This window comes from Bradyrhizobium sp. USDA 4486 (assembly GCF_054057995.1).
Genome location: NZ_JBSRZV010000001.1, coordinates 3,217,697 through 3,234,044 on the forward strand (window position 1 = coordinate 3,217,697; position 16,348 = coordinate 3,234,044).

The 16,348-nt window shown below is 62.1% G+C and carries 14 protein-coding genes and 1 pseudogene; 5 read left to right on the plus strand and 10 right to left on the minus strand.

All coding sequences use genetic code 11. The features are described 5' to 3' along the window. Positions 1–3 precede the first annotated feature (3 nt). Entirely contained in the window at positions 4–297 is a 294-nt protein-coding gene (locus tag ACVWY3_RS15990) for a hypothetical protein (RefSeq protein ID WP_456839296.1), read from the plus strand. Between the two features lie 120 nt (positions 298–417). Here the strand turns inward: ACVWY3_RS15990 and ACVWY3_RS15995 are convergent, their stop codons facing one another. After that, positions 418–1,710: a c-type cytochrome gene (locus tag ACVWY3_RS15995; RefSeq protein ID WP_456839297.1), complete on the minus strand. Its 1,293-nt coding sequence runs from the start codon at positions 1,708–1,710 to the stop codon at positions 418–420. A 160-nt stretch (positions 1,711–1,870) separates the two neighbouring features. On the opposite strand from ACVWY3_RS15995, the gene ACVWY3_RS16000 reads away from it, so the two are divergent. Further along, complete coding sequence (locus tag ACVWY3_RS16000; protein WP_456839298.1) at positions 1,871–2,110, plus strand: hypothetical protein; 240 nt, start codon at positions 1,871–1,873, stop codon at positions 2,108–2,110. 120 nt (positions 2,111–2,230) lie between these two features. Here the strand turns inward: ACVWY3_RS16000 and ACVWY3_RS16005 are convergent, their stop codons facing one another. The 9 genes and pseudogenes from ACVWY3_RS16005 to urtA form a co-directional block, all read right to left on the minus strand. Then, complete coding sequence (locus ACVWY3_RS16005) at positions 2,231–2,434, minus strand: hypothetical protein (protein ID WP_456839299.1); 204 nt, start codon at positions 2,432–2,434, stop codon at positions 2,231–2,233. A gap of 149 nt (positions 2,435–2,583) precedes the next feature. Then, on the minus strand, positions 2,584–3,624 hold the full coding sequence (locus ACVWY3_RS16010) for an aliphatic amidase (protein ID WP_456839300.1): 1,041 nt from the start codon (positions 3,622–3,624) through the stop codon (positions 2,584–2,586). Between the two features lie 58 nt (positions 3,625–3,682). Continuing rightward, on the minus strand, positions 3,683–4,033 hold the full coding sequence (locus ACVWY3_RS16015) for an FmdB family zinc ribbon protein (RefSeq protein ID WP_456839301.1): 351 nt from the start codon (positions 4,031–4,033) through the stop codon (positions 3,683–3,685). 68 nt (positions 4,034–4,101) lie between these two features. Continuing rightward, positions 4,102–5,331 carry a formamidase gene (gene fmdA, locus ACVWY3_RS16020; RefSeq protein WP_456839302.1) on the minus strand — a complete coding sequence of 410 codons (1,230 nt, stop codon included), beginning with the start codon at positions 5,329–5,331 and terminating at the stop codon, positions 4,102–4,104. A gap of 25 nt (positions 5,332–5,356) precedes the next feature. After that, positions 5,357–6,046, minus strand: a complete 690-nt coding sequence (urtE, locus tag ACVWY3_RS16025; protein ID WP_456839303.1) for an urea ABC transporter ATP-binding subunit UrtE — start codon at positions 6,044–6,046, stop codon at positions 5,357–5,359. Between the two features lie 11 nt (positions 6,047–6,057). Further along, positions 6,058–6,813 carry an urea ABC transporter ATP-binding protein UrtD gene (gene urtD, locus ACVWY3_RS16030; protein WP_456839304.1) on the minus strand — a complete coding sequence of 252 codons (756 nt, stop codon included), beginning with the start codon at positions 6,811–6,813 and terminating at the stop codon, positions 6,058–6,060. A 10-nt stretch (positions 6,814–6,823) separates the two neighbouring features. Next, positions 6,824–7,964 (minus strand): annotated as a pseudogene (gene urtC, locus ACVWY3_RS16035) (urea ABC transporter permease subunit UrtC). Positions 7,965–7,986: 22 nt separating this feature from the next. After that, on the minus strand, positions 7,987–8,913 hold the full coding sequence (gene urtB / locus ACVWY3_RS16040; protein ID WP_027557089.1) for an urea ABC transporter permease subunit UrtB: 927 nt from the start codon (positions 8,911–8,913) through the stop codon (positions 7,987–7,989). A 150-nt stretch (positions 8,914–9,063) separates the two neighbouring features. Continuing rightward, positions 9,064–10,326 carry an urea ABC transporter substrate-binding protein gene (gene urtA, locus ACVWY3_RS16045; RefSeq protein WP_456839305.1) on the minus strand — a complete coding sequence of 421 codons (1,263 nt, stop codon included), beginning with the start codon at positions 10,324–10,326 and terminating at the stop codon, positions 9,064–9,066. Positions 10,327–10,496: 170 nt separating this feature from the next. Here urtA and ACVWY3_RS16050 point away from each other — a divergent pair, with 170 nt between their 5' ends. From ACVWY3_RS16050 to ACVWY3_RS16060, 3 genes are all read left to right on the plus strand, one after another. Further along, positions 10,497–13,865, plus strand: coding sequence for a hybrid sensor histidine kinase/response regulator (locus tag ACVWY3_RS16050; RefSeq protein ID WP_456839306.1), 3,369 nt, complete (start codon positions 10,497–10,499; stop codon positions 13,863–13,865). Then, positions 13,855–14,781 (plus strand): response regulator, encoded by a 927-nt coding sequence (locus ACVWY3_RS16055; protein ID WP_456839307.1) that lies wholly within the window; start codon positions 13,855–13,857, stop codon positions 14,779–14,781. The genes ACVWY3_RS16050 and ACVWY3_RS16055 overlap by 11 nt, the downstream gene beginning before the upstream one ends. Before the next feature lie 289 nt (positions 14,782–15,070). Further along, the gene (locus ACVWY3_RS16060) at positions 15,071–16,321 is read left to right on the plus strand and encodes an ABC transporter substrate-binding protein (protein ID WP_456839308.1); all 1,251 of its coding nucleotides are present in this window, start codon (positions 15,071–15,073) and stop codon (positions 16,319–16,321) included. Positions 16,322–16,348: the final 27 nt, after the last annotated feature.

The window sequence follows — 16,348 nt, forward strand, 5'->3', positions numbered from 1 at the left end:
CGCATGCCTCGCTCCAAGATGGGTGTTGCGACGTGCCTTGCCATCACGGCCCTCGCCGGCACAGCCGTCGAGGCCGTCGCCCTCACCAGGGCGGAAAAGGTCGCGCTCAAACAGGCGATCGTCGCCTGCAAGGCCGAGGCAAAGGGCAAAAAGGTCAAGTGGCTGTCGCGCCGGAAATACGTCAACCAGTGTGTCGTGACGGCGCTCAAGGAACATCCCAGCATCGACGTGGCTCGCATGCTCAAGGAGAACCCGGCGCTGACAAACATTCCCGTGGAGCAATGGCCAGGGTATTAAAGCACGATCCGGAAAAGTGCGAAGCCGCTCTCCAAAAAGATCATGCGCAAACAACAACCTAAAGCGTGATGACGTTTCATCCCAATCTCATCGCGCCTTAGCTTAGAGCGTTGTTGCCAGCTATTTCGACGTCGCACGGGCCAGAAAGTCCGTGAGCGCACGGCGATCCTCGGCCGAGCCGATGCGCTGCTCCGGCATCTTGGTGCCGGGCGTGTAGGCGTTCGGCCCGATCTCGAACAATCTTGAGACGGTCTCCGGCGTCCAGACGATATCCATCGCCTTGAGCGCGTCCGAGTAGTGATAGCCGGGAAGCGAGGCGATCCTCCGGCCGAAGAGCCCCGCAAGCGTCGGTCCGGCACGCTGCACCTCAGCGTCCGACAATGTATGGCAGGCGACACAGGCCCTGAAGATCTCGGCGCCGTAATCGCCGGCATAGGCAGCGAGCGGATCCGCCGGCGTGCCCAGCACGCTCGAGCCCATCGCCGCTCCGGCCAGCGCATTCCAGCGCCTGATCTTGCCGTCGGCGCCGCCAGTCAGGAGCGTCGTCCCATCGGGCAAGAATGCAACCGACCAGACCGGCGCCCTCAACCCAGCGAGCGTGCGCATCACGTTGCGCGCCTTGCGATCGATGATCGCGACGCTGCCGTCGACTGCTCCTGCGGCGATCAAAACACCGTCCGGTGAGATCGCCAGCGCCACGATCGGCCTGACGGCAACCATGACCTCGCCGTTCTCCTTGCCATCGGCGGTCATCATGCGCAGCTTGCCGTCTGCCGCACCGGTGACGATTTCGCCATCGGGCGCGATGGCGAGTGCATTCAGCGGCGCCGGCATCACAACGATCTCGGGGCTGCCGCCCGGCAGAGGCCAAATGCGCACTGTCAGATCGTAGCCAACGCTCACCAGCGTTTTTCCGTCGGGCGCAAAGGCCACGCCGTTGACCCCTTGCGCGTGACCTTGCAGCACGCTCATCCGACCGTCGGACAGCGATGAAATCCGGACGGTGTGATCCCACGAGGCCGATGCCAGCTTCGATCCATCGGGTGAAACGGCGAGCCCGACAATGGGTCCCGTATGACCGACGACAACCACATCTGGTTGCAGCCGGTCCCGCGCCCAGATGGCAATCTGGCCGTCCGTACCGGCCGTTGCCATTCGCCCGTCTCCGAGGAAGGCAGCCGCATTCACCGCACCCGAATGGAAGCGAAGAACCTGCTCGGCGGACTCGGTTGCCAGGGACCATCGGATCGCGGCAGTGTCGAAGCTGCCCGACAAGACTGTCTTGCCGTCGGCTGACACGGCGATCGCGCGGACAGGCCCGCCGTGCCCCGCCAATTGCGCGTGCGCCGGCAGCAGCGGGAGGAGCAGCGATGCCCTTAGAACGGCGGTGATGAGACGCAATGTCAAATCCATTGGCCGCCGGGGGATTCGGCTTCTGGGCAAAAGCGCACCCAATTGATCCAGCTCAACGAGGGTACCTCGTATTGGGTTCCAGGTGCGACAAGCGGCGTCTTGAATGGCGATCCACGCAGTCGCAGTCTACCCAAAGGCGCCTCACGGACCGAGGCCGGACATGCAAATACGCCCGAAGGCCTATCTGCAGCTCATCTCGCGGTTGCGGCACCTTTGCGCGTTGCTGCCGCGAAATCGCGATCCCGGCGCCCAGCGCGCATCGCCCCTCCTCATCTACGTCGTCGCAGTGTTGACCCTACTCTTGGCTACCCTTGAAGTCGACGTCCACCGCGCGCAGCTTCAATCTTTGGGGCTGCTTGGCGACCCCATCCGGATTGATCCGATTTTCATGAGCCCTTGAATCAGTGCTTGCGGCGACCGCGCCGCGACGCACCGCTTGGCGCGTCGAACCTGCTCGAAGGCATTTGAGCCGACCAGGTCGTCCCGTTCGATCACTATTGGTTTGAGACGCGCCGACTTCTCACTGCTGTGTTCCCCTTGGAAACACAAGAGAGCGATCTGCGAAGTCTTCAACCGGCAATTTGTTTCGTTGCACCTGCATCTCTAGCAAAGGCGGCTTCCCTGCCACCGACGTGCGACTCGCCGATAGTGGATGCGATGACATGTTCGCCGCGGCGACGAAAACGGTCAGCGCGGCCAGGCCAGAGATCATCAGGAGCTTCATACGAGCCGCCTGCGGTTCTGCGAGGGTCCAACCTCTGACTAGTGCAACACTCGAAATCCGCGTGTGAGACCCCTCACATCTCTCTTTCTCTTGATCATCGCTGCGCCGGCTGTTCCTCGCGCCGGTCAGTACCCGATGCAGCAGAATGCCTAGTAATTCGTCGCGGACTTCTCGTTTGGAATGCCCTCGATCGGGCATTCCTCGGTGCCGACCATCGGGCGGGTCATCGCCTCGACCATGTCGCGTGTCCCTTCGGGGTCGGCGATCCACTTCGAATAGAAATCGTAGGGACAGGCGGCGAGGCCTTTGGCGCTTTCGCCGGAATTGATCATGCCGGTGTAGCCGCGATGCAAGAGCTTGAACAGATGGTTCTGCGACTGGTTGTTGCGACGGGCATCGCGGATCAGGCTCTTCGACAGGCCGGCATACTGGATGCCGTATTCCTCTTCCCCTGTCTCGCCCAAGGTTCGGCCATCGAAGCCGACGATCGCGGAGTGGCCGAAATAGGAGTAGACGCCGTCGAAGCCCGCCGCGTTGGCCACCGCGACATAGACATTGTTCGCCCACGCCATTGCCTTGGAAATCATTACCTGTTGCTCCTTGGCCGGATACATGTAGCCTTGGCAGCGCACGATCAGCTCCGCGCCCTTCATCGCGCAGTCGCGCCAGATCTCCGGATAGTTGCCGTCATCGCAGATGATCAGGCTGATCTTCAGGCCTTTCGGGCCGTCGGAGACATAGGTGCAGTTGCCGGGATACCAGCCCTCGATCGGCACCCAGGGCATGATCTTGCGATACTTCTGCACGATCTCGCCCTTGTCGTTCATGAGGATCAGCGTGTTGTAGGGCGCCTTGTGCGGGTGCTCCTCGTGGCGCTCGCCGGTCAGCGAGAACACGCCCCACACCTTCGCCTTGCGGCAGGCTTCCGCAAAGATCGCGGTCTCCTCTCCCGGCACCTGCGAGGCTGTCTCATACATCTCCTTGGCATCGTACATGATGCCGTGGGTCGAATACTCCGGGAAGATGACGAGGTCCATGCCCGGCAGGCCGAGCTTCATACCTACGACCATGTCGGCGATCTTGCGAGCGTTGTCGAGCACCTCTGCCTTGGTGTGCAGCCGCGGCATCTTGTAGTTGACGACTGCGACGCCGACCACGTCATTGCTGGAAGAAATGTCACCGTGAAGCATTTGAAGCGCCCTTCTGTTCCGGTTTGAGCTTGTTGACGGCGCGATGGCCGCGCGGCATTCAGTGGCTGATCATCCAGGGCCGCGCGGTCGGGAAGCCGACGGCGCCGCTCTTGCTCCTGGTCACGATCCGTCCCGGCTTCTTCTTCGCGCCGGTTCCGCAGCAGCCGCAGCCGGGGCCGTGCGCGGCTTTGTACTGATCGAGCGTCTTCGGCGCGTGCTTGCTGCGCTCGTTTGTGGCGTGTGCCTTGCGCTTGTCCGCCGGCATGCAGAAGAACGCCGGTGCAGTCAGGATCACACGCGGCGATTCCATCTCGCAGCGTGGACAATCCTGCGGCTCGTCGCATTCCGCCATCGGCCGCATGTCGGTGAACGGGCCGCAATCATTGCAGAGATAGTCATAGACGGGCATCGTCGCTCCCTTCGTTGTTGCACGCCGGACGCGGGGACTCCGCGCCCCGCATCCATCTCGCATAGGGACTACTTGTCAGGCGAGATCGGCATTTGGATGTCGCCCGTGATATGCTTCACAGGCCCTGCCGCCGACGGCGTCACGTCGAAGTCAAAAATCTCGGTCGGCAGCCACAGCGTGGCGCAGGCGTTGGGCACGTCGACCACGCCGGAGATGTGACCCTGGCATGGCGCGGTGCCGAGGATCGAATAGGCTTGGGCCCCGGAGTAGCCGAACTTCTTCAGGTATTCGATCGCGTTCAGACAGGCCTGGCGATAGGCGATGTGAACGTCGAGGTAATGCTGCTTGCCGGCTTCGTCCACCGAGATGCCCTCGAAGATCAGATAGTCCTTGTAGTTCGGCGTGATCGGCGACGGCTTGAATACGGGGTTCTTGATGCCGTATTTCGCCACGCCGTCCTTGATGACGTCGACCTTGATGTGCAGCCAGCCAGCCATTTCGATGGCGCCGCAGAAGGTGATCTCGCCGTCGCCCTGGCTGAAGTGGAGATCGCCCATCGATAGACCGCCGCCGGGTACATAGACCGGGAAGTAGATCTTCGAGCCGCGCGACAAGTCCTTGATATCGCAATTGCCGCCATGCTCGCGGGGCGGCACCGTGCGCGCGCCCTCGAGACCGATCTTGGCCTTGACGTCACCTTTGGCTTGGCCGGCATGGGCGGTCGGCGCGAACGGCGGATTGGCAAGACCCGGCACACGGGTCGGGTTGGTCGCGATCAGTTCGGCTTCCCGCGCGTTCCACGCCGCGAGCATCTTGGCATCGGGCAGACAGCCGATCAGACCGGGATGGATCAGGCCGGCAAAGTTCACGCCGGGCACGTGGCGCGAGGAGGTGTAGAGACCCTTGATGTCCCAGATCGACTTCTGCGCCAGCGGGAAGTGATCGGTCAGAAAGCCGCCGCCATTTTGCTTGGAAAAGAAGCCGTTGAAGCCCCAAAGGCTTTCCTTGAGGGGACCGACGTCGAGCAGATCAACGACGAGAAGATCGCCGGGCTCGGCCCCCATGACGCCGATCGGACCGGACAGGAAATGCACGATCGACAGGTCGATGTCGCGCACGTCATCGGCCGAGTCGTTGTTCTTGATGAAGCCGCCGGTCCAGTCGACGGTCTCGATGATGAAGTCGTCGCCGGGGCTGACCCACTCGACGATCGGAACCTCCGGATGCCAACGGTTGTGGATCTTGTCGTTTTCATAGGCCGACTTGGTGAGATCGACCTTGATCAGTGTATCTGGCATCGAGATGCTCCCCTTGGTTTACTGATTAGACGGACAGGAATTTCGAGATCTGCGCGGCATCGACGCTGTCGCGTGGCTCGTCCCCCACGATCTCGCCGTTCTCGATCACGAGCACGCGGTCAGCGATGTCGAGCGCAAAGCTGAGGACCTGCTCCGAGACGACAATCGACAGGCCCCGCTCGTCGCGGATGCGCTTCAACGTTTTCGCCATATCCTTGATGATCGACGGCTGGATGCCTTCGGTCGGCTCATCCAGCAGCAAGACCTTCGGCTTGGTCGCGAGCGCCCGCGCGATCGCCAGCTGTTGCTGTTGCCCACCGGAGAGATTGCCACCGCGACGTCCCTTCATCTCCAGCAGCACCGGAAACAGCTCGTAGATATCCGCGGGAACCTCGGAGCCGCCTGACACGACCAGGCCCGTCTCGATGTTCTCCTTCACCGTCATGGTCGAAAAGATCATCCGCCCCTGCGGTACATAAGCGAGCCCCTTGGCGACGCGATCGTAGCTCGGCAACGATCCGAGCTCGGTGCCGTCCATGGTCACCGAACCGCTCTTGGTCGGCACGATGCCCATCAGGGACTTCATCAGCGTCGTCTTGCCCATTCCGTTGCGACCCATGATCGCGACGATCTCGTTGGGCGCGACTGACACGTTGAGACCATGCAGCACCTCGCTCTGGCCGTAAGCGACGTGAAGATCATTGATTGCCAGCATCGACGGGTTCCCTAGTGTCCGAGGTAAACTTCGATCACTTTCGGATCGCTCTTCACCTTCTCCATTGTGCCCTCGGAGAGGATCTGGCCCTGGTGCAGCACCGTGACCTTGTGGGCGATGTCCTCGACGAATTTCATGTCGTGCTCGATGACCAGCACCGAGCGGTCCTTGATGATGCGGTTGAGCAGCTCGGCGGTCTTGGCCCGCTCGGACACACTCATGCCGGCCACCGGCTCGTCGAGCATCAGCAAGTCCGGATCCTGGATCAGCAGCATACCCATCTCGAGCCACTGCTTCTGGCCATGGCTGAGCAGCGCCGCGCTCATATTGAGCCGATCTCTCAGGAAGATCATCTCCGCCACTTCGTGGACGCGGTCACGCACTGCAGCGTCACGCGTGAAGGTGAGCGCGCCGAACACGGTGCGGCCCCGCGGATAGGAGATCTCCAGATTCTCGAACACCGTGAGGTCGTCGTAGATCGACGGGGTCTGGAATTTGCGACCGACGCCGGCCTTGACGATCTGGTTCTCCTTCAGCTTGGTCAGGTCCTTGCCGCGGAATTCGATCGAGCCTGAGGTCGCCTTGGTCTTGCCGCAGATCAAGTCGAGCACGGTCGTCTTGCCGGCCCCGTTAGGACCTATGATGACGCGGATCTCGTTCTCCTCGACATAAAACGAGAGATCGTTGACCGCCTTGAAGCCGTCGAAAGAGACGGTGAGGCCTTCGACCGAGAGCAGGAAGGGCTTTGGCTGATGACCGATGAGCATAAGATCCTCCTCACTCTGCCGGTGCGCCGTCGGCGACCGAGCTGTCGGTCCAGCCGTCCCTTCGGCTTGCGCGCGCCGATCAGCTTGCTGATCAGCGGCTGGACGTAGTCTCCCCAGATGCCGGCGAGGCCGTTCGGGAATGCGAGCACCACGGCGATGAACAGGCCGCCGAGGCCGAACAGCCAGAGCTCGGGAAACGACTCGGAGAGGCTGGTCTTGGCGAAGTTGACGAGGATCGTTCCATAGACCGCACCGAGGATCGAGAGCCGGCCGCCGACGGCGGTGTAGATCACCATCTCGATCGAGGGCACGATGCCGACAAAGGACGGCGACATGAAGCCGACATTGAGCGCGAACATCGCGCCGCCGATCGCGGCAAAGATGGCGGCGATGCAGAAGGCGAAGATCTTGAAATTGGCGACGCTGTAGCCGGAGAACCTGACACGGTCCTCCTGATCGCGCATTGCCACCAGAATGCGGCCGAGCTTGGAGTGCCGGACGAACTGGGCGATGAATATGCAGGCGAACAGCAGGCCGACCTCGAAGAAGTAGAGCACGATCTTGGCGTGGTCGGGACGGATGTCCCACCCCTTCAGCGTGCGGAGGTCCGTCATGCCGTTGATGCCGCCCGTGTAGCCCTGCTGTCCCACGATCAGGATGGTCAGGATCGCAGCGACCGCCTGCGTAATGATCGCGAAGTAGGTGCCGCCGACGCGGCGCTTGAACATCGCAGCACCGATGATCAGAGCGAAGATGCCCGGCACCAGGATGACGGCGGCGATGGTGAAGGTCAGGCTGTGGAACGGCTTCCAGAAGAACGGCAGCGCGGTGATCTGATTCCAGTCCATGAAATCAGGAATGCCCGGCGTCGACTGGATCTTGGTGTTCTCGACGCTCGACGCCTCGAGCTTGAGGAACATCGCCATGCAGTAGCCGCCGAGACCGAAGAACACGCCCTGCCCCAGGCTCAGGATGCCACCATAGCCCCAGCAGATCACCAGCCCCAGCGCGACGAAGGCGTAGGTGAGATATTTCGCGACCAGGTTGAGGCGGAAGACGTCAAGGCAGAGCGGCAGGACCACCACCAGCAGGGCGGCGAGCACCAGGATGCCGATCAACTCCGAACGCGTGGCGAAACGACTGTCGTTCATGGATTGAGCCCCTGCAGTTTCGTTATTTTCGGACCTTGAGGGCGAACAGCCCCTGCGGCCGCAGCATCAGAATTCCGACCACCGCGAGCAGCGTCAGCACCTTCGCCATCGAGCCCGACATGAAGAATTCGAGCGTCGACTGGGTCTGTGAGATCGAGAAGGCCGAGGCGATAGTGCCGAGCAGGCTGGCGGCGCCGCCGAACACGACGACCAGGAAGGTGTCGACGATGTAGAGCTGGCCGGATGTCGGCCCGGTCGAGCCAATCATGGTGAAGGCCGAGCCTGCGACGCCGGCGATGCCGCAGCCCAGTGCGAAGGTGTAGCGGTCGACCTTGGCGGTATTGATGCCGACCGCCCCGGCCATGATGCGGTTCTGCACGACGGCCCGGACCTGGCGGCCCCAGCGCGAGCGGAACATGATGTAGGCGACGCCGATGGTGATCAGCACCGTCAGGCCCATCACGAAGACGCCGTTGATCGGAACTTCGATGGAGTCCGTGACATGGAGCGAACCGAGCATCCACTGCGGCAGCTCGACGCCGACTTCGCGCGCGCCGAAGATCGAGCGATAGGCCTGCTGCAACATGAGACTGAGGCCCCAGGTCGCAAGTAGCGTGTCGAGGGGACGCTTGTAGAGGTGCCGAATCAGCACCCATTCGACCAGCATCCCGAGCGCGCCGGAGGCCAGGAAGGCCAATATCATCGCAAGGAAGAAGTAGCCGCTGAACAGGCTTGGAAGATAGGACTGGAAGAAATTCGACGTCATCCAGGTGACGTAGGCGCCCAGGATCATGAACTCGCCATGGGCCATGTTGATGACGCCCATCTGGCCGAAGATGATCGCGAGCCCCAGCGCCATCAGCACATAGACGGAAAACAGGATCAGCCCGGCAAAGCCCTGCATGACGAAGATTGAGCCGAGGTCGCCAATCGAATAGTCGCCGAACATCTGGTTTCTCCGTCGAGGACAGCGTCTCGCGTCCGAGGGCACAGGGTCCCGCGTCGCGATTGAAATCGCGACGCGGGGTCGTGAGACGCGGATTGACGGTCCGCGCCAGGGAGTTCTTGCTGGGGGAAAGATCGCGGAAGGGTTGCGCGCTTACTGGTAGCCCTTCGGGAACGGATCCGGCTCGACCAGATCGGCGGTCTCGTAGATCAGCTCGAACTGACCATCGAGCTTGGCGCGGCCGACCCGGGTTTTCGACCAGAGATGATGGTTCTCGTGGATGCGCACATAGCCCTCGGGCGCGCCCTTGAATTCCACGCCCGGCGAGGCGGCCGCGATCTTGTCCACGTCGAAGCTGCCGGCTTTTTCGACCGTCAATTTCCAGAGCCACGGGCCGAGATAGGCTGCCTGCGTCACGTCACCAATCACGGTCTTCTCGCCCCAGATTTTCTTGAAGGCGGCGACGAAGGCCTTGTTGTTGGCATTGTCGAGCGACTGGAAGTACTTCATGCAGGCGTAGGCACCCGCGATGTTCTCGCCGCCGATGCCGTCGATCTCGTCCTCGGTCACCGAGATCGTCAGCAGCGCCTGCTTGGAGAGATCGATGCCGGCAGCCTTGAGCTGCTTGTAGAAGGCGACGTTCGAGCCGCCGACCACGTCGGTGAAGATCACGTCCGGCTTGGTCAGCTTGATCTTGTTAATCACCGAATTGAACTGGGTGCTGCCGAGCGCGTAGTACTCCTCGCCCACGACCTTGCCCTTGAGCACGTTCTCGACATGCTTGCGCGCGATCTTGTTCGAGGTGCGCGGCCAGATATAATCCGAGCCGATGAAGAAGAACGACTTGGCGCCCTTCTCCTTGGCAATCCAATTCAGGCCGGCGAGGATCTGCTGGGTGGCTTCCTGGCCGGTGTAGATCACGTTCTTGGACTGCTCGAGGCCTTCGTAGAACGTCGGGTAGTACAGCATGCCGTTATACTGCTCGACGACCGGCAGCACCGCCTTGCGTGAGGCCGAGGTCCAGCAGCCCATGATGGCCGCGACCTTGTCGTTGACGAGGAGCTTCTTGGCCTTCTCCGCGAAGGTCGGCCAGTCGCTGGCGCCGTCTTCCTGGATGATCTTGATCTTGCGGCCGAGCACGCCGCCGGCAGCGTTGATCTGCTCGATCGCGAGCTTCTCGGCTTCAATCGAGCCGGTTTCCGAGATCGCCATCGTACCAGTGGCCGAGTGCAGGATGCCGACGGTGACTTCGGTATCGGTTACCGCAAGACCTGTGGTGTTGACTGCCGAGGTTGCCGGCGCCTGCGCGAAGGTCGCCTTCGGCAGCATCGTGATGGCCGGGACAGCAGCCATTCCCATCAATAGTTTGCGCCGAATTGGCGACAACAAGCCTTTATTATTCGCGTCGTCTGACATGAGCACCCCACTGATTGTTCGAGGACATGCGATTGGTGGCGTGAGGATGGCTCGAATTTGTGCAGCGCAAGCATACGCAAGATCGCGTATACTGCACCGCAAAATGCCGGCGTAGGCTTTTGGTACGGGATTTGCGTGGGCTCCGGGTTCCGTATCGGGAGTGGGGTTAAGTGGTAGGGCGGCAGCGAATAGACCGCGTCAGGCGCCAGTACAACCAATGGGTTGCCAACCAGACGCTGGAAGACTACGCGCTGCGCTTCACCGCCAAGAGCGCGCGGCGGTGGTCCGCCGCCCGCGTCGCCAACACCGCGCTCGGCGCAATCTCCTTTCTCGCGCTTGAGGCCATCGGCGGCACCATCACGCTGAATTACGGCGCCAGCAATGCGACCGCAGCGATCCTGGTCGTCAGCGTCATCATCTTTCTGTGCGGACTGCCGATTGCCTATTATGCTGCCAAATGCGGCATCGATATCGACCTGCTGACCCGCGGCGCCGGTTTCGGCTATATCGGCTCGACGATCACCTCGCTGATTTACGCCTCCTTCACCTTTATCTTCTTCGCGTTCGAGGCGGTCATCCTGGCTGCGGCGCTGGAGATGTGCTTCGGCATTCCGCGACCGCTCGGCTATCTCATCAGCGCCATCGTCATCATCCCGCTGGTGACCTACGGCATCACCCTGATCAGCCGCTTCCAGCTATGGACGCAGCCGCTATGGGTCATCCTTCATCTTCTTCCCTTCCTGGCGATCGCCTGGGCCAATCCGCATTCGTTCACGGAGTGGCAGAAATTCGCCGGCGAGCATGGCGATCCGAACGGACATCTCGATCTGCTGCTGTTCGGCGCCGCGGCCTCGGTGGTGTTTTCGCTGGTGGCGCAGATCGGCGAGCAGGTCGACTTCCTGCGCTTTCTGCCGCGTGACCGCCGCACCTCCAAGACCTCGTGGTGGATCGCCCTGCTCAGCGCCGGTCCGGGCTGGATCATTTTCGGTGCACTGAAACTGTCGGTCGGATCATTCCTCGCCTATTTCGCGCTGAGCCATGGCGTCGCACTCGAGCAGGCCGCCGAGCCAGCCAGCATGTATCTCGAAGCTTTTCGCTATGTGTTCTCGCAGCCGGACCTGGCGCTGGCGCTCACCGGGACGTTCGTGATCCTGTCGCAGGTCAAGATCAACGTCACCAACGCCTATGCCGGCTCGATCGCCTGGTCGAACTTCTTCTCGCGGTTGACGCACAGCCATCCCGGCCGCGTGGTCTGGCTGGTGTTCAACGTTGTGGTGGCGCTGCTCCTGATGGAAATCGGTGTCTACAAGGCGTTGGAGCAGACGCTGGCGCTCTACTCCAACGTCGCGATCGCATGGGTCGGCGCTCTGGTCGCCGATCTCGTCATCAACAAGCCGCTCGGCCTCCGCCCGCCGCAGATCGAGTTCAAGCGAGCCCATCTCTACGACATCAACCCGGTCGGTGTCGGCGCGATGACGATCGCGACCATCGTCTCGATTAGCGCGTTCTATGGCCTGTTCGGCCCGACCGCGAAGGCGCTGTCGGCCTTCGTCGCGCTCGCCGCGGCCTTCATCGCCGCGCCGCTGATCGCGTGTGTCACTGACGGCAAGTACTACATAGCCCGGAAGCCGAAGCGAAGCTGGCAGAACGTCGAGGCGATCCAGTGCTGCATCTGCGAGCATTCGTTCGAGCCCGAGGATATGGCTTCCTGCCCTGCCTATGCCGGACCAATCTGCTCGTTGTGCTGTTCGCTCGACGCTCGTTGCCATGATCTCTGCAAGCCGCATGCACGGGCCGGCGCGCAGGTGTCAGAGGCGCTCGGCAGGATGTTGCCCGAGGCCATCTTTAGCCGGATCAACTCGCAGTTCGGCCAGTATATCGGCGTGTTCGCGGTCTCAGCCGGTCTCGTCGGTCTCGTTCTCGGACTGATTTACCTGCAGACTTCGGCGACAGTGCATGCCGATGCGCTGCTGGCCGACGTGCTATGGAAGGTGTTCTTCGCACTGATCATCATCATTGGTGTTGTCGCCTGGCTGTTCGTGCTGGCACAGCAGAGCCGTCGCGCGGCGGAGCAAGAGACGCGGCGGCAGACCACGCTCCTGATCCAGGAGATCGATGCGCACAAGCGCACCGACGCCGAGTTGCAGCGCGCCAAGGAGGTCGCGGAGTCCGCCAACCTCGCCAAGAGCCGCTATGTCGTTGGACTGAGCCACGAGCTCCGCTCGCCGCTGAACGCGATCTCCGGCTATGCGCAGCTGCTCGAGCAGGACAACAGTTTGCAGGCGCGACCGCGCGATCAGGTGCGCGTGGTCCGTCGCAGCGCGGATCATCTGTCGGGACTGATCGATGGCATTCTCGACATTTCCAAGATCGAGGCCGGACGGCTCTATCTCTCCCGCGACGAGGTTCGCCTCAACGATTTCCTCGATCAGCTCGTCGGCATGTTCCGCCTGCAGGCTGCCGCCAAAGGCATCGACTTCGTGTTCAAGCGGCCGGCGGTGCTGCCGGTCGTGGTCTATGCGGATGAGAAGCGGCTGCGGCAGATCCTGATCAACCTGCTGTCGAACGCGATCAAGTTCACGCAGACTGGCAGCGTCAAGTTCGTGGTGCATTATCGCAGCCCGGTTGCCGAGTTCGAGGTCGTCGATACCGGCCCCGGCATCCAGCCCGACGATCTCGAGCGCATCTTCGCACCCTTCGAACGCGGCGCGCTCGGCGTCGCTCAACCGCAGACCGGTACAGGCCTTGGCCTCACCATCAGCCGGCTGCTCGCGGGCGTGATGGGCGGCGACATCAAGGTGACGAGCACCGTCGGCGCCGGCGCGACCTTCCGCGTGAAACTCCTGCTCTCCGAGGTCACCAATCCCCGGCGCGATGCACCGGTGGAGGCACCGATCTACGGCTATCTCGGCCCGCGCAAGACCATTTTGATCACCGACGACGATCCGACCCATCGCGATCTGCTGCGCGAGGTGCTGGCGCCGCTCGGCTTCATCCTGCTCAGCGCTCCCGATGGTCCCGGCTGCCTGGCTCTGGCGCAGCACTGCCGGCCCGATCTGTTCCTGCTCGACATCTCCATGGCCGGCATGGACGGTTGGACGGTGGCAGAAACCTTGCGTGCCGACGGCCATCACACCGCGCGCATCCTGATGGTTTCGGCCAGCGCGCTCGAAGCGCATGGCGCGCCGCTGGCACAGCCGTTCCATGACGGCTATCTGATGAAGCCGATCGACATCCCGAGGCTGCTGGAAACCATCCGCCAATTGCTCAAGCTCGAATGGCAGTACGAGGCCGACCAGGTGCCGGTGCCGCTGTGGAAGCCGGAGAGCGGCTCCCGGCCTCCCCTAAAATATGTCGAGGAGCTGATTGACCTCGGCCGGCTCGGCTACGTCCGGGCGATCCAGCTCAAGCTCGACGAAATCTGCGCCGAGCTGCCGGAGCACGCCGACTTCGTCACCCACATCCGAGCACTGCTCGACCGCTTCGACCTCGACCAATACATGGCGACGCTGAACACTTTGCACAGCTATGATCACTGACCCCAGAAAACGCGACGTCGCCCTCGTCGTCGACGACTCTCCCGAGACGCTGCGGCTCCTGACCGACGCGCTCGACGGCGCCGGCATGACCGTGATGGTCGCGCTCGATGGCGTATCCGCGATGCGGATCGTCGATCAGATCACGCCCGACATCGTGCTGCTCGATGCGGTGATGCCCGGCATGGACGGGTTTGAGACCTGCAGGCGGCTGAAGCGCGATGCCGGCCTCGACGGCGTGCCGATCATCTTCATGACGGGCCTTGCCGAGACCGAGCACATCGTGCGCGGGCTGGAAGCGGGCGGGGTCGACTATGTGACGAAGCCGATCGTGATCGAGGAGATGCTGGCGCGGATCCGCGTCCACCTCGCCAATGCCCGGATGACTCAGAGCGCGCGTGCCGCCCTCGATGTCTCCGGCCGCTATCTGCTCGCGGTCAACAGCAAGGGCAAGTTGTTATGGGCGACACCGCAGGCCCAAAGGCTTCTTGCGGATACGCTCGCCGACGACACCCTGGACGAGTTCGTGCTGCCCGACCCGATGCCGCAATGGCTCGAGCAGGTTGAGAAGGGCAAGTCTGCCGCGAAGACCACGACCATGCCTGCCCTCCGCGGCAGCGAGCAATTGCGGCTGCAATATATGGGCAAGCTCGGTCCCAACGAATTCCTGCTTCGCCTTGCCAAGGATGCCGGCGCCGATACGCCGGTGGAGTTTTCAAGAGAGCTAGGCCTTACTACGCGCGAAGGGGAAGTGCTGTCCTGGTTGTCCAAGGGAAAGACCAACCGGGACATAGCGCAAATCCTGGGTTTGAGCCCGCGAACTGTCGACAAGCATCTCGAGCAAATCTACTCCAAGCTCGGCGTCGAGAATCGTACCGCGGCGGCCGCGATTGCGGTCAAAGCCAAAGATTTGAAATAGAACGGCGTGACCAGGAGACGAGAACCACCGGACTAACCTGCTCGCACGACGTGTTCGGGTCAGCCCCGATTTGTTTTGTTCCGGCACGCACGGGCGCCTGTTGCACCGCGAAACCATCTGCGCCGCAACATTCAAAAATGAGACTGCCCGTCAAGCCGGACGAGACCTCCACGCAGGCACCCGCATTCGACTTCGGCTAGCTTCCTTCCAAAGCCGCAGGCCGCTCGAGAGCCACGGGCGCCGCGCCGGTTCGGCGCGGCAGCAAGTCGACGACACAGGGAGGAGCACAATGTCGAAATGCAGTGTTGGACTGCTCGCGCTGAGCAGCCTGTTTCTTTCGGGCGCGGCGATCGCCCAGGAAAAGATCAAGGTGGGCGTCACCGCGACTCTCGAAGGCACCTACACGGTGCTCGGCGAGGACGGCATGCGCGGGCATCAGACGGCACTCAACGTGCTGGGCAAGAAGATCGGCGACAAGGAGCTCGAATTCATCGTCGCCTCGACCGACGCAACGCCGGACTCCGCGGTGCGCGCAGTCCGCAAGCTGATCGAGCAGGACAAGGTGCAAATCCTGCTCTCGCCGCTCTCCGGTGACGAGGGCATCGCGGTGAAGAACTTCGCCAAGACCCATCCCGAGCTGACCTTCATCAATGCGGCTTCGGGCGCGCAGGAAACCACCTATGTCGATCCTGCCCCCAACTTCTTCCGTTACAACATGGACGGCGCGCAGTGGCAGGTGGGCCTCGGCAAATACGCCTATGACGAGAAGAAGTATCGCAAGATCGCGACCGTCGGCGAGGACTATTCCTTCATCTACACCCAGGTGTTCGGGCTGGTGCTCGAATTCTGCGGCATGGGCGGACAGGTGACCAACCGGCAATGGGTTCCACTCGGCACCAAGGACTTTGGCTCGGTCATCGCTGCCCTGCCCGACGACGTCGATGCCATCTATCTTGGCCTCGGCGGCGCTGATGCCGTCAACTTCCTCAACCAGTATCAGCAGGCCGGCGGCAAGGCGCACCTGATGGGCGGTTCCATCATGATTGACCAGACGATTCTGTCGTCAAAGGGGAATGCCAAGAACGCCCTGATCGGCACCATCGCGGCGAGCGGCCAGGCCGACACCTGGGAGGATCCGGGCTGGCAGAAGTTCGTGAAGGCCTATCAGGACGCGTTCCCGCCTAACAAGCGCTTCCCGAGCCCCTCGTTGCTGGCCACCAATTACTATGGCTCGACGATGGCCTTGATCCTCGCGCTGCGTGAGGTCAACGGCGATCTCAGTGACAATCAATCGAAATTCAAAGCCGCGCTGGCGAAGATCGAGCTTGACGCGCCGAACGGCAAGATCAAGCTCGACTCCAACCGCCAGGCGATCGGCACCAACTTCGTCACCGAAGTCGTCGACGACGGCAAGGGCGCGCTGTTCAGCAAAGTCGTCAAGGTGATCCCGAACGTGAACCAGACGCTCGGCTATGATCCGGCCGTGTTCTCGAAGATCGGCCTGCCGAGCCGCACCGTACCGGAATGTAAGAAATACTGACGCATCATAGCGTCAAGACGCAACCGG